Origin of the sequence: Rheinheimera sp. UJ63 (assembly GCF_021568285.1) — a bacterium.
In the GTDB taxonomy this organism is placed as follows: Bacteria; Pseudomonadota; Gammaproteobacteria; order Enterobacterales; family Alteromonadaceae; genus Alishewanella; species Alishewanella maricola.
The window spans coordinates 345,198-364,594 of the sequence record NZ_JAKGTQ010000001.1 but is presented as its reverse complement, the minus strand read 5'-3'; the positions used below and the strand labels follow the sequence as shown (position 1 = coordinate 364,594).

The window sequence follows — 19,397 nt, the reverse complement described above, 5'->3', positions numbered from 1 at the left end:
TCTCCTGTTAGGCGGTTATTCCGCGGTGACGATCCGTTCAAAGGTTTCATCTTTACGCAGGGTCAGGATTTCACAGCCGGTGTCGGTCACTAAAATCGTGTGTTCAAACTGTGCCGATAAACTGCGATCTTTGGTCACTACCGTCCAGCCATCGGCCAGCAATTTACTGTGGCGGCCACCGGCGTTGACCATGGGTTCAATGGTCAAGCACATGCCACTTTTTAATACTTCACCTGTGCCTGGGCGACCGTAATGCAAGACTTGCGGATCTTCATGGAACACGGCGCCAATACCATGGCCACAGTATTCTCTGACAATGCTGTAACTGAATTTTTCGGCATGTTGTTGAATAGCATGGCCAATATCACCCAAGCGCACGCCATCTTTCACTTTTTTAATACCTAAGTACATGGCCTCTTGTGTCACTTTAATCAGGCGCTCAGCCATGATGCTTGGCTTGCCAATAACGAACATTTTAGAGGTGTCACCGTGATAACCATCTTTAATCACGGTAATATCGATATTAATGATATCGCCTTCTTTTAACGCTTTATCGTTAGGAATGCCGTGACAAATCACCTGATTGACCGAGGTGCAAATTGACTTAGGAAAACCGTGATAATTCAGTGGGGCAGGAATGGCCTGTTGTTCATTCACAATATAATTATGACAAATTGTGTTCAGTTCATCAGTAGTAATACCCGCGACAACATGCGGCTCAATCATCTCCAGCACTTCGGCAGCAAGTCGGCCTGCAATGCGCATTTTTTCGATTTCTGCTGGGGTTTTAATAGGTGCTGTCATGCCTGCTCTCTCTGATACATCTGTTGAAAGGATAATGCTGTTAATTTACACATTTCATTGTGTTTGCAAGCTGCCTATGGTATAAAGCGCGCCGCAATTTAGCAAATTGCATTGTACCCTAACTTAAGGCTCGTGTGCTGTAGCTTTACAGAATTTCTGGCAATAAGTTAGACAGTTCAGTGCTTAAGCAGATTGCACTAACCTTAATTAAATAACACACATGCATCGACACATATTCCGGGGTGCTTAGCGAAAGCTGAGTCGGCATATGGGATGCATGGAGGCCTAACCCCTTAACAGGAATTAATATCATGGCAAAAGTTTCTATGCGCGACATGCTCCAGGCGGGCGTTCACTTCGGTCACCAAACTCGTTACTGGAACCCAAAAATGAAGCCATTCATTTTCGGTGCTCGTAACCGTGTTCATATCATCAACTTAGAACAAACTGTTCCGATGATGAATGACGCTTTGGCGTTCATCCAGCAAGTTTCTGCGAAAAAAGGCAAAATCTTATTCGTAGGTACTAAGCGCGCAGCCTCAGAAGCAATCAAAGAATCTGCAGCAAATGTTGACCAGTTCTACGTAAACCACCGTTGGTTAGGTGGTATGTTAACCAACTGGAAAACAGTGCGTCAGTCTATCAAGCGTCTGAAAGATCTTGAATCGCAAAGCCAAGACGGTACTTTCGACAAGCTGACTAAAAAAGAAGCTTTAGACCGTACTCGTGAAATGGACAAGCTGGAAAAGAGCTTAGGCGGTATTAAAGATATGGGCGGCTTGCCAGACGTGCTGTTCGTTATCGACGCTGACCACGAACATATCGCGATCAAAGAAGCCAATAACCTAGGTATCCCGGTAGTAGCTATTGTAGATACTAACTCAGATCCTAAAGGTGTTGATTACGTAATCCCTGGTAACGACGATGCTATCCGCGCAATCCAGTTATATCTGGGCGCTGTTAGCCAGGCGATTCAGGAAGGTCGTGACAAAAACATCGAAGTGCAAGCTGAAGCTGAAGCCTTCGTTGAAGCAGAATAATTTTTCTGATTTGGGTTGGCTGTAATACCGCGAGCCCTTTGACAGAATCACTTTGCAACAGGGGCATTTTGCCCCTGTTTGTCTGAACTAAATTACGAGGATGCTTTTATGGCTGTAACTGCCGCTTTAGTAAAAGAACTGCGCGAGCGCACTGGCGCTGGCATGATGGATTGTAAAAAAGCTTTAGAAGAAACCGGTGGTGACATCGAAGCCGCGATCGACGCGATGCGTAAAAGTGGTTTAGCGAAAGCTGCGAAAAAAGCCGGCCGTATTGCTGCTGAAGGTGTAATTGTTACGCGCGTAGCTAACGGCGTAGGTATTGCTATCGAGTTTAACTGTGAAACTGATTTCGTGGCACGTGATGCCAGCTTCTTAGCGTTCGCAAACAGCGTTGCTGATTTAGCGCAAGCACAAAAACTGTACACAGTTGAAGCATTATTAGCGGCTGACTTAAACGGTGCTTCTGTTGATGATACGCGTGCTACACTGGTTGCTAAAATCGGTGAAAACATGAACGTACGTCGCGTAGCCGTAGTTGAAGGCGCGGTAATCGGTCAATACATCCACTCTGGTCGTATTGGTGTATTAGCCGTATTAGAAGGCGGTAACGAAGATATCGCTAAAGACGTGGCAATGCATGTTGCTGCCAACAACCCAGGTTATGTTAACCCGGAAGACGTTTCAGCTGAAGAAGTTGAGCGTGAGCGTCAAATTCAAATCGATATCGCGGTTAACTCTGGTAAGCCACAAGAAATCGCTGAGAAGATGGTTGCCGGCCGTATGGCTAAATTCACTGGCGAAGTGAGTTTAACCGGTCAGCCGTTCGTTAAAGATCCGTCAATCTCTACTGGCGAATTCTTAAAGCAAAACGGTGCTAAGGCTATCTCTTTCATTCGCTTAGAAGTAGGCGAAGGTATTGAGAAGAAAGAAGAAGACTTCGCAGCTGAAGTTGCAGCACAGATTGCTGCTGCTAAAAAGTAATTTGCGCTTTAGCAATTTGCTGAAAACAGCTAAAATAACCGCGACCTGAGTCGCGGTTTTTTTTTGCCTGACTAATTCTAATAGCATAATGGGGAAATTATGAGCATTAATCCGAAACCAACCTATCGTCGCATCCTTTTAAAACTGAGCGGTGAAGCCTTAATGGGAGACGAAGGCTTTGGTATTGATCCCAAAGTGCTCGATCGCATGGCGCAAGAAATTAAAGAGCTCGTTGAACTCGGTGTACAAGTCGGTATTGTGATTGGTGGCGGAAATATCTTCCGTGGCGAAGGCTTGGCTAAAGCGGGGATGAACCGGGTGGTCGGCGATCACATGGGGATGTTAGCCACGGTAATGAATGGCTTAGCCATGCGTGATGCTTTACACCGTGCTTATGTTAACGCTCGCATGATGAGTGCGATTCCGTTAAACGGGGTGTGTGATAACTACAGCTGGGCAGAAGCCATTAGCTTATTAAAATCAGGCCGTGTGGTGATTTTCTCGGCCGGTACGGGTAACCCATTTTTTACCACTGATTCTGCGGCCTGTTTACGCGGTATTGAAATTGAAGCCGATGCCGTATTAAAGGCCACGAAAGTCGACGGGGTGTATTCAGCTGACCCAGTAAAAGATCCGGCTGCTACCTTGTATAGCAAATTAACCTATAATGAAATTCTCGACAAAGAATTAAAAGTGATGGATTTAGCCGCTTTTACCTTGGCGCGCGATCACAACTTACAAATTCGTGTGTTCAATATGAACAAGCCCGGAGCACTTAAACGCGTGATTATGGGTGACGATGAAGGCACAATCATCGACCACGCGGAAAATTTACAGTAAACTAAACGACTGCGTTACTGCTGCATAAATAAAAAAAGGATAACGATCGTGATTAACGACATTATTGCTGATGCTCAAGTCCGGATGGATAAAAGCGTTGATGCTCTGAAAACTCAACTAAGTAAAGTGCGTACAGGCCGTGCGCATCCAGGTCTGCTAGACGGCATTCAGGTTTCTTATTACGGTGCAGATACGCCGTTACGTCAGCTGGCAAACGTGTCTATTGAAGACTCGCGTACCTTAGCCATTACCGTGTTCGACAAAAGCCTGACACCGGCGGTAGAAAAAGCCATCATGGCCTCTAACCTGGGTTTAAACCCAATGTCTACAGGCACCGTGATCCGTGTGCCGTTACCTGCATTAACGGAAGAGCGCCGTCGTGACTTAGTTAAACTGGTACGCGGTGAAGCTGAAGCCGGTCGAGTGGCGATCCGTAATATCCGCCGTGATGCTAACTCTGATTTTAAATCGCTATTAAAAGATAAAGAAATCAGTGAAGATGATGAGCGTAGAGCGGCAGATGAGATCCAAAAAGTCACTGATCTGTTCGTGAAAAAAGTGGACGAAGTGTTAGCAGAAAAAGAAAAGGAACTGATGGAAGTCTGATTTCAGACCTTTCATTTGTTGCTGTTTTTAGTATGAAATAGTATGAAGAAAGCGCCGTGTCAGTCTAACTTCGCGGCGCTTTTTTGTTTAACCCAATAAAATGTGGCGTGCAACGGCAGCGTTGGCACATAAGAACAACAATAACAGGTTAACTGATGACTGCAGTTTCACAGCTTAAACAACAAGCGTTGCCGCAGCATGTGGCAATTATCATGGATGGTAACGGACGCTGGGCAGAGCGTCAGAGCAAGCCCCGCGTTTGGGGGCATAAAAAAGGCGTTGAAGCGGTTCGCCGTAGTGTCAGTTTTTGTCGTGAATTAGGCATTCCTTCTTTAACGCTGTTCGCTTTTAGCAGTGAAAACTGGCGGCGACCTGAAGAAGAAGTCAGTACGCTGATGCAACTTTTTATGCTGGTGTTACAAAAAGAAGTCAAATCCCTGCATAAAAATAATATTCGCCTGAAAATTATTGGCGATTTATCTGCATTTAGCGATAAGCTGGTACAAAATATTAAAAAAGCAGAAGCTCTTACCGCCGCTAATACTGCAATGACGCTGAATATCGCAGCAAATTACGGTGGTCGTTGGGATATCGTTGCCGCAAGCCGGCAACTGGCTGAACAGGTACAGCAGGGAAAACTCACCCCCGCTGAGATTACCGAACAGTTAATGGCTCGCGAAATACAAATGGCCGATCAGCCAGAGTTGGATTTACTAATTAGAACCGGTGGCGATTTACGCATCAGCAATTTTTTATTATGGCAAGCTGCCTATGCTGAGTTATGGTTTACTGAAACCCTCTGGCCTGATTTTGACCAACAAGTATTTTCTGAAGCGATAGCTACCTTTATTAACAGAGAGCGACGTTTTGGTTGTACGGGTGCCCAGATCCGAGAGCTTGCTGCTGAAAATAAAGGATAATAATATTGTTTAAGCAACGCGTGATCACCGCATTAATCCTTGCGCCTTTGGCGCTGGCCGCGGTCTTTTATTTACCTTTGGTCGGCTTTGCCGCGGTGTTATCTGCGGCGTTTTTACTGGGCGCATGGGAATGGAGCGGCTTTTGTGGTTTAGCCGCTCGGCGTATTAGAGCCAGTTATGTCATCTTAACTGCGCTTATTATGCTGTGCTGGTACAGCCTAGTGTCATTTAGCGAGCCCTTGAGTAGTAATCTACTGTTATTCAGTTTGTTATTGCTCGGCGCAGCCTGGTGGACGCTGGCTATCGTCTTAGTGTTAACCTTTCCGAACAGTCAAACCTTGTGGGCCACCAGTGGCGTTAGACGCGCACTGATGGGCTGGTTCACACTGTTACCCGCTTGGGCGGCTTTAATTTTCATTCGCGGCATGCATTATGATGAAACACCCTTTTATGGTGCTTGGCTAATTTGTTGTTTACTTGGCTTAGTGTGGGCCGCGGATATTGGTGGCTATTTGGTCGGAAAGCCATTGGGTCGCACCAAATTACTGCCCAAAGTGAGCCCAGGTAAAACGCTGGAAGGCATGCTCGGTGGTTTAGTTTTTGTCTTGTTGATGGTCACTGCGCTGTTAGCGTGGCTGGAGAAAACCGATCACAGCCTGTACTGGTATGTGGCTGCCGTGTTACTTACCGTGTTATCGGTATTCGGTGATTTAAGCGAGAGTATGTTTAAGCGTGTAGCGGGCAAAAAAGACAGTGGGGCTTTCTTACCCGGGCACGGTGGTATCTTAGATCGCATTGATAGCTTAACGGCGACCGCACCGGTGTTTGCACTGATGTTGGCCTTTTTAGGTAAACAGTTTTTATGAAGCAAGTGGTTATTCTGGGGGCAACAGGGTCGATTGGTTGCAGTACCTTATCGGTATTAGCTGAGCATCCCGAGCAATTCCAGGTATTAGCATTAACGGCTGCCACCGGTGTCGATAAATTATTGCAACAATGTTTGGCGGTGAGACCGCGTTTTGCTGCGATGCAAGACAGCGTTGCGGCTGCAGAGCTGGCGACACAGTTAAAAGCAGCGGGCTTATCGACTGAGGTCTTAAGCGGCGAAGCTGGCTTAGTGGCATTAGCCGGGCATCCAGACGCTGATATCGTCATGGCCGCGATTGTCGGTGCTGCGGGCTTACTACCAACCTTGGCTGCCGTCGAGCAAGGTAAAACGGTACTTTTAGCCAACAAAGAAGCCCTAGTGATGACCGGTGAGTTGTTTATGCAAAAGGTGGCCGCCCATGGTGCCACTTTATTGCCGATAGACAGCGAACATAATGCGATTTTTCAATGCCTGCCGTTAGCTTTCCAGCAAAATACCCAGCAAGCCACTTTGCAGCAGTTTGGTATTTCTCGCTTGTTACTGACGGGTAGTGGTGGGCCTTTTCTAACTCGTCCGTTAGACACTTTTGGGCAGATTACGGTGGCTGAGGCGGTTGCCCATCCTAATTGGAGCATGGGGCAAAAAATCTCAGTCGACAGTGCGACCATGATGAATAAAGGCTTAGAGTTTATCGAGGCGCGCTGGCTGTTTAATTGTCTGGCCGCGGATATTCAAGTGGTGATTCATCCGCAAAGTATCATTCATTCGATGGTGCAATATACCGACGGTTCAGTGCTGGCACAGCTGGGCCAACCTGACATGCGCACGCCGATTGCCCATGCTTTGGCATTCCCATCGCGGATCAGTAGCCCTGTTCCACCCTTAGATTTCTTTAGCTTACAGTCATTTACCTTTGAGCAAGCCGATGCAGCACGCTATCCAAACCTGTATTTAGCGATGGATGCTTGCGCCGCAGGTCAGGGGGCAACAACAGCACTGAATGCGGCTAATGAGGTGGCCGTGGCGGCTTTTCTTGCCGGAAAATTAAGCTTTAACGGTATCCATCAGATTAATGCTTCATGCCTCAATCGCTTCCTAACCTATCAAGCGCGCGCGCTGGATGATATATTGGCGCTCGATACCGAAACACGAGCCTATGCTCGGCAGTTGTTGGAGAGGGGTTAATGTCGGCTTTTTTGTTGAATGCGCTGAGTTTTGTGGTCGCGCTAGGTATTTTAGTCACCGTTCATGAATTTGGTCATTTTTGGCTGGCACGTAAAAATGGCGTGCTGGTAAAGCGTTTCTCTATTGGCTTTGGCAAAAGCTTAGTGCGTTGGCGTGATCGTCAAGGTACTGAATTTGTTATCGCTGCTATTCCGCTTGGCGGCTATGTGCAAATGCTCGATGAGCGAGTCGATCCTGTTTTGCCACAATTTAAAGATCTCGCCTTTAATCATAAAACGGTTTGGCAGCGCATCTCTATTGTGATCGCGGGCCCAGCAGCCAACTTTATTTTTGCCATTTTCTTGCTGTGGGTGATGTATCTTATTGGTGTGCCGGAAGTCAAACCGGTGATCGCGCAAGCCCAACCGCAATCTATTGCGGCCCTAGCCGGGGTGCAGCAAAATGAACAATTGCTGGCCGTTAATGGTCGACCCTCACGCGATGTACGCACAGCTAACTTACTGTTAGTCGAACAATTAGGTCGTTCTGAAATTCGTTTAACCTTAGAGCACACCGAAACGGCTCGACAGCGCGAAGTTGTGCTCGACACGCGCGATTGGCAATTTGACCCTGAGCGCGATTCTGTTTTCCAAAGTTTAGGTTTGTCGTTATTGCTGCCTCAGGCCACCACTACCTTGGCGATGATCTCCCCAGGCTCTGCTGCCGACGCTGCGGGTTTGCAAGCGGGCGATATCATTTTGGCTATTGATGGCCAGCCCATCAGTGCCTGGAGCGAAGTGGAGCAGGCGATAAAAAATCAACCCGAGCAAACTTTGCGTTTTCTGCTGCTGCGGGATAATCAGCAACTGACACTCGACGCAACGCCCGCGTTAACGCAAGACAGCGCTGGTTTTAGTTTAGGGGTGTTGGGCGTGGTACCTACCGTGTCACCTTGGCCTGAGGGCCTGCGTTATACCCAACGCTATGGGGTGTTTGCTGCGATGGCTGAAGGGTTAAATCAAACCTGGCAGCTAACGCGGCTCAGTTTTGCCATGGTTGGCAAATTATTAACCGGCGATGTGTCGGTAAAACATTTGAGTGGTCCCATTTCGATTGCACAAGGTGCTGGAAGCTCCGCCAGTACTGGCCTGATCGCGTTTTTGTCTTTTATGGCATTGATCAGTGTTAATCTGGGCGTAATCAATTTATTGCCCTTACCTATTTTGGATGGAGGCCATTTAATGTATCTTGTGGTGGAACTAATACGCGGTAAACCTGTCTCTCAGAGAGCGCAGGATATAGGTTTTCGCTTCGGTGCTTTAGTCCTGCTAATGTTAATGGGAATTGCGCTGCTCAACGATATTTCTCGTTTGTAATAAACTAATCATAAGTAGTTCAAATAATGACAATTAAACGATTAGTAGCTGCGATCTTGCTTGCTACAGGCAGCAACTCGGTGCTTGCTGAAGAATCTTTTACCGTACAGGATATCCAGGTCGAAGGCCTGCAACGTGTTGCACTGGGTGCGGCACTTAATAACCTGCCTTTCAACATTGGTGATACCGTGACAGACTTTGCTTTGTCGCGCAGTATTCGCACGCTATATAGCGCCGGTCACTTCGATGATATTCGGGTATACCGTGATGGTAACACCGTTATTTATCGGCTGCGCGAGCGTCCAACCATCAATAATATCGAGTTCAAAGGCAACAAAGATATTAAAGAAGAGCAGCTAAACGAAAGTCTTGCTGGTAATCGGATCCAAGTGGGAGAACCGCTTGATAAAACGATCCTCAAAAATATTGAAAACGGCTTAACTGAGTTTTACCACGGTGTGGGTAAATATCAGGCTAAGGTTGAAGTCAAAGTCACCTACCTGCCGCGTAACCGCGTCAATCTTGAGTTTGCCTTTGAAGAGGGCGATGCCGCTTCCGTGCGTCAAATCAACATCGTCGGTAACCAAATCTTCCCGAATGAAGAATTGCTTAGCGTTGTTGAATCAAAACAAGATATGCCTTGGTGGCGTTTTTGGACTTCGGACCGCTATCAAAAGCAAACGCTGCAAGGTGACTTTGAAAAGATCAACAGTTACTACCTTGACCGCGGCTACCTGCGCTTTAATATCGACTCTTCGCAGGTGGCAGTTAGCCCAGATAAAACCGCTGTTTATGTCACCATGAACGTGACAGAAGGCGAGCAATACAACATTAGCGAAATTAATTTCGTTGGTGATTTGATTGGGCAAGACGAGGTCATCAACGCTATTTTACCTTTGCAAAAAGGCCAGCTGTATAACGGCGCTTTAGTTACCTTCACCGAAGAAAGCATTGCCCGCTTCTTAGCGCGTTTTGGCTATGCTAACTCGAAAGTCCGCACGATTCCGACCATTGATGATGACAAAAAAGAAGTGGCGTTAACCATCAGTGTCGATCCAGGTAAACGCGTTTACGTGCGTCGTATTGATATTAAAGGCAATGCCAGCACCAAAGACGAAGTTATTCGCCGCGAATTACGGCAGATGGAAGGCGCTTGGTTATCTAACGACTCGTTAGAGTTGTCAAAAGAGCGTTTACAACGTCTGATGTACATTGAAAAAGTCGACTTTGCCACCTCACCGGTGCCAGGTGTTGATGATTTAGTGGATATTGGTTTTACTATCAAAGAGCAACCATCAGGCAGTTTTAATGCGGGTGTGTCTTATGGTAGCTTCCAAGGTTTGTCGTTCCAGATTGGTGTGGAACAAAACAACTTTTTAGGCTCGGGTAACTCAGCCGGTATTAATCTTAATACCAACAAGTACCAAAAGAGCGTGACGCTTAGCTATACCGATCCTTACTATACCTTGGATGGCATCAGCTTGGGCGGTCAGGTATTTTATTCAGACCTCGACTACAGCGGTACTTCATCTAACCTTGAAGCCTACAACCGTAGAAGTTATGGCGTCGGCGCTAACGTCGGTTATCCGATTAACGAGCGTAACCGCTTAAACTTCGGTGCCAGTGTTTCAGTTAACAAAATCAACCAGATTAACGAATATGACCAGTTACGTCATTTCCGTGCGGTATTGTTAGATGCGTCTAATCCAGACGGTGGTTATGATTTCACTAACTTTGAATTAAGTACGTCGTGGATGCACAGTACGTTAAACCGGGGTTTATTCCCTACCGCAGGTCGGATGATGAACTTATCATTGCGCGCCACTACGCCGAACTCTGACTTGCAGTACTTTAAAACTAACTTTGAAGCGCAGCAGTATGTGCCACTGAGTAATGATCATCAGTGGTCATTCCGTGCCAAGTTCGAATTAGGTTATGGTAATGGTTACGGTGATAAAGATGGTTACGATTACACCTTACCCTTTACCGAAAACTTCTACGGTGGTGGTACTAACTTACGGGGTTTTGAAAACCGTATTATCGGTCCTCATGCTATCTTCCGTTCTACCAGTTCAGTACCGGGTGTACCTGATCCTATAGGCGGTAGTATTGCCTTCCCTGGTGATGTCAGTAACGACTCCTACCAGGTGTCGCAACGCTCGATTGGTGGTAATGCGATGGCGATGTTGACGCTGGAATTAATTACCCCCACGCCATTTTTAAAAGATGAAAATCGTAATTCAGTGCGAACCAGTATTTTTGTTGATGCAGGTAACGTCTGGGACACAGAATTTGATATTAATCGTTATGCCAATTTGGTACAGTTCATCGCGAGTGATCGTGATCCTGCACTCATCGATTATTCTGATCCTAGCTTGATAAGAGCAACAGCAGGTATATCGGTACAATGGATTTCACCTATGGGGCCTTTGACCTTTAGTTTGGCGAAAATCATTAAGAAATACGACGGTGATTTACAAGAAAACTTTAGTTTCAATATTGGTACAACTTTCTAGAACATGATAGGAAATAAGATGTTTAATTCAAATCTTTTTAAATCTGCAGTATTTGTTGTAGTGGCGATGCTTTATACCGGTAATGCACAAGCTAAAGAAGTAAAAATTGGTTTTGTTGATGTAGCCGCTGTTGCAGCGAGTATTCCGCAAGCCGCGCAAGTGCAAGAGACGATCAAAAACGAGTTCGCCGCTAAAATTGCTGAAGTGAACAAGTTAGAAACCGATATCAATTTCAATATTGAGAAATTGCGTCGCGATGGTCCTACCATGAGCGAAAAGCAACAAAAAGATTTAACAGAGACAGTTAATAATCAGCGTCAACAGTATGAAACACTGGCACGCCCTCTGGATGAGCAAATTCGTCAGCGTCAAACAGAAGAGCGTAACCGTATTCTTGGTCTGATTAAAGCCGCTATTGATGTGGTTGCGGCTCGTGAAAATTTTGATGTAGTGTTAAATGCAACTTCAGCAGTTTATGCTAAACCAGAATTTGATATCTCTGAAAAAGTGATTCAACAGGTCGGCAAGGCGAAATAATACTGTGATGCTACTATCTGTTTTAGCTGAAAAGCTTAATGCAGAACTTAACGGAGACGCCGCTTGCGGCGTTTCTGCTGTTGCCTCTCTAGAAAAAGCCGGCCCTGGCCAATTGAGCTTTTTATCTAACAGCAAGTTCCGTTCATATTTAGCCGATACTCAGGCCAGTGCGGTGCTGATTAAAGCTGCAGATTTACCTTTCGTTGCCCCCGGAGTAAACAGCTTAGTGGTGGCCGATCCTTATGTTGCTTTTGCCAAAGCCGCACAATTATTTGATACCACACCTGACACAGCAAAACCGGGTATTGCGCCAAGTGCCGTTATCGATGCCACTGCTACGATTGCAGCCGATGCACACATCGGTGCTAATGCCGTGATTTCGGCAAACGCAAAAATTGCGGCAGGGGTGCAAATTGGTGCCGGCTGCTTTATCGGCGAAGGCACTGAAATTGCCGAAAATACCCGCCTGTGGGCCAATGTTACCGTTTATCATGGCGTAAAAATTGGTGCGCGCTGCGTTATCCAAAGTGGTGCGGTTATTGGTGCAGATGGCTTTGGCTTTGCCAATGAGCGTGGCCGTTGGCTGAAGATCCCACAAACCGGCGGTGTGCGTATTGGTGATGATTGCGAAATCGGTGCGAATATCTGTATTGATCGTGGTGCTATCGACGATACGGTGATTGGTAATAATGTTATTCTTGATAACCTTTCTCAAATTGCCCACAACGTCGTCATAGGCGATCATACGGCCATTGCCGGCGCAACAACTGTTGCCGGCAGCACGACTATTGGTCGTTACTGTATTATTGGTGGCGCAGCTGCCATTAATGGTCATATTGCTATCTGTGATGGTGTGCATATTTCAGGAATGGCGATGGTAATGAAATCCATTTCTGAAAAAGGCGTCTATACTTCAGGTTTGCCAGCAACAACGAATGCCGAATGGCGAAAAACGACGGCGAAATTACGGCAAATTGATCAGCTGTATCAGCGCGTAAAATTATTGGAAAAACAATTGGCAGCAGCAGACGGTTCTGCTGATAGCGCCTTAGAGGATTAATTTTGGCTAACTCACTTAATAGCCTGGATGTTCAGGAAATCATGGCCTTGTTGCCACATCGCTATCCATTTTTATTAATTGATAAGGTGTTGGATTACACACCGGGCGTGTCATTGACTGCGTTGAAAAATGTCACCATCAATGAGCCTATTTTTACCGGGCATTTCCCCGGCATGCCAATCTTCCCAGGTGTACTGATTTTAGAAGCCATGGCGCAAGCTACCGGGATTTTAGGTTTTAAAACGGCAACAGAACGTTCAGAAAATGAATTGTATTTGTTTGCTGCCATTGACGAAGCCCGTTTTAAAAAACCGGTCGTGCCCGGTGATACCTTAATTTTAGAAGTGAAATTTTTAAAGGAACGTCGCAACATTTGGAAGTTTTATGGCGAAGCAAAAGTCGACGGTCAAGTCGTATGCAGCGCTGAACTCATGTGTGCCAGAAGAGAGATGTAACGTGATTCATCCTACCGCAGTAATTGAAGCCAGCGCTAAGCTTGGACAAAATGTAAAAATAGGGGCCTTTTGCTACGTCGGTCACGATGTGGTGTTAGGCGACGACTGTGTGTTAGAAACGCACGTTGCGATCAAAGGCCCTGCTAACATCGGTAAAGGTAACCACTTTTTCCAATTCGCCAGTATTGGTGAAGCTTGTCAGGATAAAAAGTACAAAGGTGAACCGACAGAGCTGATTATTGGTGATTACAATGTGTTCCGTGAAGGCTGCTCAGTGCACCGTGGTACGGTGCAAGATCAAGGTAAAACCATTATCGGCGATCATAATTTATTTATGAACACCACGCATATCGCGCATGACTGCGTGATTGGGAACAATATCATCTTCGCCAGTGGTGCTCAGGCAGCGGGGCATGTGCATGTTGGTGATTGGGCCATTTTAGGCGGCATGACAGGCGTACATCAATTTGTCAAAATTGGCGCACATAGTTTTTGCGGTGGTGGCTCTATTGTATTAAAAGATGTCCCTCCTTATTTAATGGTGCATGGTGCCCCTTGTGTGCCTGCCGGTATCAATACCGAAGGCCTAAAACGTCGTGGCTTTAGCAGCGAAGCGTTGTTAGAAATTCGCCGCGCTTATAAAGAAGTGTACCGCAAAGGCCTAACCGTGCCACAAGCCCTAGAAGCCTTAGCTGAAAAATCAGCTAGTATGCCTGAAGTGAAATTATTTACGGATTTCATTGCAGACGCCAGCCGTGGTATTGCTCGCTAGCCTGAGCATTTAACCGTGCTGTGCTGCGAATAAAACGCTCTGCCTGCTTGTAAGGGGCAGAGCGTTTTTGTTATTACTGCGTTTTACTGAAGCGGATTAGCGGTTAAGATAGCCGTTATAGCGCATCGCATGATCGATAGACACTTACAGGAAGCACTTGCCCGGATATGGCTGAACATGACTTACCCGTTACCCCCGTTATTAAATTTGCCTTAATTGTTGGCGAGCACTCTGGCGATATCCTTGGCGCAGATCTGATTGTTGCCTTAAGACAGCGCTATCCCCACGCCGAGTTTTTCGGCATAGGCGGTCCACGCATGCAAGCTGAGGGCTTTCAAGCTTTATTTGATATGGAAGAGTTAGCGGTGATGGGCTTGGTCGAAGTGTTAGGCCGTTTACCGCGTTTATTACAAGTAAAGCGGCAAATTGTCAGCGCCATTTTACAAGATAAGCCGGCGGTGTTTATTGGTATTGATGCCCCTGATTTTAATTTGCCAGTAGAATTGGCATTAAAACAACAGGGCGTAAAAACCGTGCATTATGTTAGTCCGTCAGTTTGGGCCTGGCGGCATAAACGTATTTTTAAAATTGCCAAAGCAACCAACATGGTGCTGGCATTACTGCCGTTTGAAAAAGCGTTTTATGATAAGTATCAAGTACCCTGTACCTTTGTCGGGCATACCTTAGCCGACTCGATGCCGTTGCAAGTGGACAAAGCGGCGGCTAAGCAGGCATTAGGTTTAGATCCGTCGCGCCCAGTATTGGCGATTATGCCGGGCAGTCGTTCCAACGAAATTAACTTATTAACTGCTGATTTTCTCAAAGCGGCGGCTGAGTTACAGCAGCAACGCCCAGAAATACAATTAATTACTAATATGGTGACTACCGCCAAAGCCACTTTATGGCGACAATTAAAAGCGGAGCATGCTGCCGACTTAGTGGTAACTGAATATATCGGCCAAGCACGCCAAGTCTTACTCGCTGCTGATGCTACCTTTATTGCTTCGGGCACCGCCACTTTAGAAGCCTTATTAGCCAAATGTGCCATGGTGGTAGGGTATCGGACTAATTGGCTCACCTTTCAAATCGCCAAGCGTTTGGTTAAGTTGCAATATGTTAGCTTACCTAATTTATTAGCGGGTAAAGGCTTAGTCACCGAGTTACTGCAAGATGATCTTAACGTAACGGCCTTGGTGAGTGCTATGCAGCCGTTGCTAGCCGAGCCGTCTATTGAACTACAGCAAGCGTATTTAGCGATCCATCAACAATTAAAGCAGCAGGCGAGTCAAGTGGCGGCAGCCGCAATCAGTGAGGTAATGGCAGATGTTTGAGTATTCTCGGCCAGAGGTAGAATGGATTGCCGGTGTAGATGAAGTGGGCCGTGGCCCTTTAATTGGTGCGGTTGTTACCGCTGCGGTGATTTTAGATCCCGCTAAACCGATTAAGGGGTTAAACGATTCCAAAAAACTATCAGAGAAAAAACGCCTGCTATTAGCCGAAGAAATTAAAGAAAAGGCTCTGTGTTGGGCGCTAGGCCGAGCTGAGCCCGCAGAAATTGATCAGCTTAATATTCTGCATGCCACCCTGTTAGCTATGCAGCGCGCAGTGGCCGGTTTAGCGATTACACCACAATGGGCCTTAATTGATGGTAATCGTTGCCCTGCGTTAGCCATGCCCGCGACAGCAGTAGTGAAAGGCGATAGTTTGGTGCCAGAGATCAGCGCTGCCTCCATTTTAGCCAAAGTGGCACGCGACGCTGAAATGCAGCTGCTGCATCAGGCTCATCCGCAATTTGGCTTTGCGGATCATAAAGGTTACCCTACCGCTGCGCATTTAGCCGCAATTCAACGATATGGCATTTTACCTGAACATCGGCGCAGCTTTAAACCTGTGCGGTTAATAGTGGAGCAACACGCTCAGCAGACAGGCCAGTGCGAGGTTACAGCGCGATGAGCGATCCGGCCTTTATCCATTTACGGGTGCATAGCGACTTTTCGATGATCGATGGCGTCGCGAAGATCAAACCTATTGTTAAAATGGCGGCAGGTTTGCAGATGCCAGCCTTAGCCTTAACCGATCAAATGAACATGTGTGGTTTGGTCCGTTTTTACAGTACGGCGCACGATGCGGGTATTAAACCGATCATTGGTGTGGATTGCTGGGTACAACATCCGATCTTTCCCGGTGAGTTAAACCGGTTGTTGTTGTTATGCGCTGATAACGTGGGTTATCAAAATCTGACTACCCTGATCTCAAAAGCCTATTTACGCGGCCACATCGATGGCAAACCGCAGTTAGATCATGATTGGTTGATTGAACATGCCGCGGGCCTGATCGTGTTATCCGGTGCCAAAGATGGCTTACTCGGCAAAGCCTTGCTAAAAGAGAACCCGGGCAGTGTGCAACAGCTGGTCAGTTTTTATCAGCAGTATTTCCCTGAGCGGTTCTATATTGAATTATGCCGCACTGGCCGAGCAGAGGAAGAGCGGTATATTCAAAAGGCCATTGCCTTAGCCGAAGCAGAAGATTTACCCGTGGTCGCCACTAATGAAGTGGTATTTTTAAAAGCCAGCGATTTCCCTGCCCACGAAATTCGGGTGGCGATCCATGATGGTTTCACCTTGGATGACAAGCGTCGTCCGAAAAACTACTCAGAGCAGCAATACTTACGCACCGCAGCTGAGATGCAGCAGCTGTTTGCTGATATTCCTGAAGCCTTGGAAAACAGCGTAGAAATTGCTAAACGCTGTAATGTGACGATTCGTTTAGGCGAATATTTCTTACCGGCGTTTCCCACCGGTGGCATGTCAGACGCCGATTTCTTAGTGATGAAATCGCGCGAAGGCTTAGAGCACCGTTTATTGCAACTGTTTCCAGATGAACAAGTCAGAGCCGCGCAGCGTGTCGGCTATGATGAACGGTTGCAAATTGAATTAGACGTGATCAACCAAATGGGTTTCCCCGGTTACTTTTTGGTGGTAATGGAGTTTATTCAATGGAGCAAAGATAACGACATTCCGGTGGGCCCTGGCCGGGGCTCAGGGGCGGGTTCGTTAGTTGCCTATGCATTAAAAATCACCGATCTTGATCCTCTGGAATTTGACCTGCTATTCGAGCGTTTTTTAAATCCCGAGCGGGTATCGATGCCTGACTTTGACGTCGACTTCTGTATGGATCGCCGAGATGAGGTGATTGAACACGTTGCCGATATGTACGGCCGTGAAGCGGTGTCACAAATTATTACTTTCGGCACCATGGCGGCTAAAGCGGTGATCCGCGATGTCGGTCGGGTCTTAGGCCATCCTTATGGGTTTGTTGACCGCATTTCGAAACTGATCCCGCCCACGCCCGGCATGACCTTGGAGCAAGCGTTTAAAGAAGAACCGCGCTTACCTGAGTTATATGACTCAGATGAAGACGTTCGCGATCTGATTGATATGGCAAGGCAGTTAGAAGGGGTAACCCGTAACGCCGGAAAGCACGCGGGCGGTGTGGTTATCGCCCCAACAAAAATTACCGATTTTTCACCGCTTTATTGTGATGAACACGGTCAAAATCCGGTCACTCAGTTTGATAAAAACGATGTGGAATATGCCGGTTTAGTGAAGTTCGACTTCTTAGGTTTACGTACCCTGACTATTTTGCAATGGGCGGTCAATATGGCCAACGCCCGTTTGCAAAAAGAAGGACGTGCGCTGGTCGATATTAATAGTATTCCACTGGATGACCGTTACAGCTTTCAACTGCTGATGCGAGCTGATACCACGGCGGTATTCCAGCTAGAATCGCGTGGGATGAAAGATCTGATCCGACGCCTGCAACCTGACTGTTTCGAAGATATGATTGCCTTGGTGGCATTATTCCGCCCTGGTCCATTGCAATCGGGCATGGTTGATAACTTTATTGACCGTAAACGTGGTCGTGAAGAAATTTCATACCCCGATGCCACTTGGCAGCATGATTCGTTAAAAGTTATTTTGGAACCGACTTACGGCATTATTCTCTACCAAGAGCAGGTCATGCAGATCGCGCAGGTGCTGTCGGGTTACTCATTGGGCGGCGCCGACTTACTTCGCCGCGCCATGGGTAAGAAAAAGCCGGAAGAAATGGCGAAACAGCGCGATACCTTCCAAGAAGGTGCCGCCAAAAATGGCATCGATCCGGAATTGGCGATAAAAATCTTCGATTTAGTAGAGAAGTTCGCCGGCTACGGTTTTAACAAGTCGCACTCTGCCGCTTATGCTTTAGTCTCTTATCAAACGTTATGGATGAAGGCGCATTATCCCGCCGAATTTATGGCGGCGGTGATGTCAGCCGATATGGATAACACCGATAAGATTGTGACCTTGGTTGATGAATGTGAGCGAATGAAGCTGACCTTGATCCCTCCTGATGTTAATGCGGGCCAACATAAGTTTACCGTGAACGAACAAGGTCACATTGTTTACGGTATTGGCGCCATCAAAGGTGTCGGAGCCGCTCCTATTGAAGCCATTATCGAGGCACGGCGTGAACACGGTGAATTTAGTGATTTGTTTGATTTTTGTGCTAAGGTAGATCTGAAGCGTTTAAATCGACGCGTGATGGAAAAATTAATTTTAGCCGGTGCTATGGATCAATTAGGGCCGACCCGAGCTAAACAACATCCTGGGCCGCAACGCGCTATTTTAATGGCTAATTTGGAAGAAGCCATGAAAGCCGCCGAGCAACATGCCAAAGCGCAAGCGGTTGGCCAAGATGATTTATTTGGTTTACTCGGTGGCGCCGAAGATGAACCCGGTACACAAAGCCTGAGAATGGTGCCGCTGTGGTCTGATGAAGTCTGGTTAGAAGGCGAGCGGGAGACGCTGGGGTTATATTTAACCGGCCATCCGATAAATCGCTATCTTGATGAAATTAAGCACTACACCAGTTGTCGCTTAGTCGATTTACAACCAACGAAAAAAGATCAAAGCGTGCAAGTCGCAGGTTTAGTTGTGTCAGTGCGAGTTATGATTAACAAAAAAGGTCGGCGCTGGGCTATTGTGACCTTAGATGATAAATCTGCCCGCTTAGATGTACGATTTTTCCCAGAACAGCTGGAAACTTTCGAGCAATTGCTACAAAAAGACCGAATTTTACTGGTTAATGGACAGGTCAGCTTTGATGATTTTAACGGTGGCCTTACAATGTCCGGCCGCGATGTCAGCGAAATTACCGCGATGCGAGAAAAATCGCTGAAATCTCTGAATATCACTGTACAATCGACGCAGATTGATCAGAATTATCTGGAAAAGTTAAAACGGGCGTTAGCCGAGTATCAAGCTGGCACCGTGCCAGTACATCTTTGGTATCAACGCGAGGAAGGGCAGGTTAGACTGCAGTTAGGGACAGCATGGTGGGTCACGCCCACAGACGCTTTGTTGCATCAGTTACGACAGATGGCAACAATAGAATTGGAATTTAATTAATTAGGTAG

Annotated in this window: 17 protein-coding genes; 16 read left to right on the top strand and 1 reads right to left on the bottom strand. The window is 46.8% G+C overall.

The annotated features are described in order from the left end of the window. Positions 1 to 15: 15 nt before the first annotated feature. On the bottom strand, positions 16 to 804 hold the full coding sequence (gene map / locus L1N97_RS01620) for a type I methionyl aminopeptidase (RefSeq protein ID WP_236128639.1): 789 nt from the start codon (positions 802 to 804) through the stop codon (positions 16 to 18). Positions 805 to 1,115: 311 nt separating this feature from the next. Here map and rpsB point away from each other — a divergent pair, with 311 nt between their 5' ends. From rpsB to dnaE, 16 genes are all read left to right on the top strand, one after another. Continuing rightward, positions 1,116 to 1,844 (top strand): 30S ribosomal protein S2, encoded by a 729-nt coding sequence (gene rpsB, locus L1N97_RS01615; protein WP_226749728.1) that lies wholly within the window; start codon positions 1,116 to 1,118, stop codon positions 1,842 to 1,844. Positions 1,845 to 1,952: 108 nt separating this feature from the next. Next, positions 1,953 to 2,825, top strand: a complete 873-nt coding sequence (tsf, locus tag L1N97_RS01610; RefSeq protein ID WP_229585493.1) for a translation elongation factor Ts — start codon at positions 1,953 to 1,955, stop codon at positions 2,823 to 2,825. Positions 2,826 to 2,924: 99 nt separating this feature from the next. Then, a complete protein-coding gene (gene pyrH, locus L1N97_RS01605) occupies positions 2,925 to 3,665 on the top strand; it encodes a UMP kinase (protein WP_226749730.1) in 741 nt (246 codons plus the stop codon). Positions 3,666 to 3,713: 48 nt separating this feature from the next. Then, positions 3,714 to 4,271, top strand: a complete 558-nt coding sequence (frr, locus tag L1N97_RS01600) for a ribosome recycling factor (protein WP_226749731.1) — start codon at positions 3,714 to 3,716, stop codon at positions 4,269 to 4,271. Between the two features lie 155 nt (positions 4,272 to 4,426). Then, on the top strand, positions 4,427 to 5,191 hold the full coding sequence (gene uppS, locus L1N97_RS01595; RefSeq protein WP_226749732.1) for a polyprenyl diphosphate synthase: 765 nt from the start codon (positions 4,427 to 4,429) through the stop codon (positions 5,189 to 5,191). Positions 5,192 to 5,196: 5 nt separating this feature from the next. Next, a complete protein-coding gene (locus tag L1N97_RS01590; RefSeq protein ID WP_229585494.1) occupies positions 5,197 to 6,057 on the top strand; it encodes a phosphatidate cytidylyltransferase in 861 nt (286 codons plus the stop codon). Next, positions 6,054 to 7,244 (top strand): 1-deoxy-D-xylulose-5-phosphate reductoisomerase, encoded by a 1,191-nt coding sequence (gene ispC, locus L1N97_RS01585; protein ID WP_236128638.1) that lies wholly within the window; start codon positions 6,054 to 6,056, stop codon positions 7,242 to 7,244. The genes L1N97_RS01590 and ispC overlap by 4 nt, the downstream gene beginning before the upstream one ends. After that, the gene (gene rseP, locus L1N97_RS01580; RefSeq protein WP_236128637.1) at positions 7,244 to 8,599 is read left to right on the top strand and encodes a sigma E protease regulator RseP; all 1,356 of its coding nucleotides are present in this window, start codon (positions 7,244 to 7,246) and stop codon (positions 8,597 to 8,599) included. Before ispC ends, rseP begins: the two co-directional genes overlap by 1 nt. 26 nt (positions 8,600 to 8,625) lie before the next feature. Continuing rightward, positions 8,626 to 11,115 carry an outer membrane protein assembly factor BamA gene (gene bamA, locus L1N97_RS01575; RefSeq protein ID WP_236128636.1) on the top strand — a complete coding sequence of 830 codons (2,490 nt, stop codon included), beginning with the start codon at positions 8,626 to 8,628 and terminating at the stop codon, positions 11,113 to 11,115. A gap of 18 nt (positions 11,116 to 11,133) precedes the next feature. Further along, positions 11,134 to 11,652: an OmpH family outer membrane protein gene (locus L1N97_RS01570; RefSeq protein ID WP_226749737.1), complete on the top strand. Its 519-nt coding sequence runs from the start codon at positions 11,134 to 11,136 to the stop codon at positions 11,650 to 11,652. A gap of 7 nt (positions 11,653 to 11,659) precedes the next feature. Next, positions 11,660 to 12,712, top strand: a complete 1,053-nt coding sequence (gene lpxD, locus L1N97_RS01565; RefSeq protein WP_236129163.1) for a UDP-3-O-(3-hydroxymyristoyl)glucosamine N-acyltransferase — start codon at positions 11,660 to 11,662, stop codon at positions 12,710 to 12,712. Between the two features lie 2 nt (positions 12,713 to 12,714). Continuing rightward, a complete protein-coding gene (gene fabZ / locus L1N97_RS01560) occupies positions 12,715 to 13,167 on the top strand; it encodes a 3-hydroxyacyl-ACP dehydratase FabZ (RefSeq protein ID WP_226749739.1) in 453 nt (150 codons plus the stop codon). 1 nt (position 13,168) lies between these two features. Then, a complete protein-coding gene (gene lpxA, locus L1N97_RS01555; RefSeq protein WP_226749740.1) occupies positions 13,169 to 13,939 on the top strand; it encodes an acyl-ACP--UDP-N-acetylglucosamine O-acyltransferase in 771 nt (256 codons plus the stop codon). 167 nt (positions 13,940 to 14,106) lie between these two features. After that, positions 14,107 to 15,270 (top strand): lipid-A-disaccharide synthase, encoded by a 1,164-nt coding sequence (gene lpxB / locus L1N97_RS01550; RefSeq protein ID WP_236128635.1) that lies wholly within the window; start codon positions 14,107 to 14,109, stop codon positions 15,268 to 15,270. Then, positions 15,263 to 15,892, top strand: coding sequence for a ribonuclease HII (rnhB, locus tag L1N97_RS01545; protein ID WP_236128634.1), 630 nt, complete (start codon positions 15,263 to 15,265; stop codon positions 15,890 to 15,892). Before lpxB ends, rnhB begins: the two co-directional genes overlap by 8 nt. Next, positions 15,889 to 19,389: a DNA polymerase III subunit alpha gene (gene dnaE / locus L1N97_RS01540; protein WP_236129162.1), complete on the top strand. Its 3,501-nt coding sequence runs from the start codon at positions 15,889 to 15,891 to the stop codon at positions 19,387 to 19,389. The genes rnhB and dnaE overlap by 4 nt, the downstream gene beginning before the upstream one ends. Positions 19,390 to 19,397 lie beyond the last annotated feature (8 nt).

Coding starts and splice junctions, on each gene's coding strand:
- uppS (WP_226749732.1), top strand. CDS start 4,427: ATGACTGCAGTTTCACAGCTTAAACAACAAGCGTTGCCGCAGCATGTG.
- rseP (WP_236128637.1), top strand. CDS start 7,244: ATGTCGGCTTTTTTGTTGAATGCGCTGAGTTTTGTGGTCGCGCTAGGT.
- L1N97_RS01570 (WP_226749737.1), top strand. CDS start 11,134: ATGTTTAATTCAAATCTTTTTAAATCTGCAGTATTTGTTGTAGTGGCG.
- rpsB (WP_226749728.1), top strand. CDS start 1,116: ATGGCAAAAGTTTCTATGCGCGACATGCTCCAGGCGGGCGTTCACTTC.
- lpxB (WP_236128635.1), top strand. CDS start 14,107: ATGGCTGAACATGACTTACCCGTTACCCCCGTTATTAAATTTGCCTTA.
- tsf (WP_229585493.1), top strand. CDS start 1,953: ATGGCTGTAACTGCCGCTTTAGTAAAAGAACTGCGCGAGCGCACTGGC.
- lpxD (WP_236129163.1), top strand. CDS start 11,660: ATGCTACTATCTGTTTTAGCTGAAAAGCTTAATGCAGAACTTAACGGA.
- ispC (WP_236128638.1), top strand. CDS start 6,054: ATGAAGCAAGTGGTTATTCTGGGGGCAACAGGGTCGATTGGTTGCAGT.
- pyrH (WP_226749730.1), top strand. CDS start 2,925: ATGAGCATTAATCCGAAACCAACCTATCGTCGCATCCTTTTAAAACTG.
- dnaE (WP_236129162.1), top strand. CDS start 15,889: ATGAGCGATCCGGCCTTTATCCATTTACGGGTGCATAGCGACTTTTCG.
- bamA (WP_236128636.1), top strand. CDS start 8,626: ATGACAATTAAACGATTAGTAGCTGCGATCTTGCTTGCTACAGGCAGC.
- map (WP_236128639.1), bottom strand. CDS start 804: ATGACAGCACCTATTAAAACCCCAGCAGAAATCGAAAAAATGCGCATT.
- rnhB (WP_236128634.1), top strand. CDS start 15,263: ATGTTTGAGTATTCTCGGCCAGAGGTAGAATGGATTGCCGGTGTAGAT.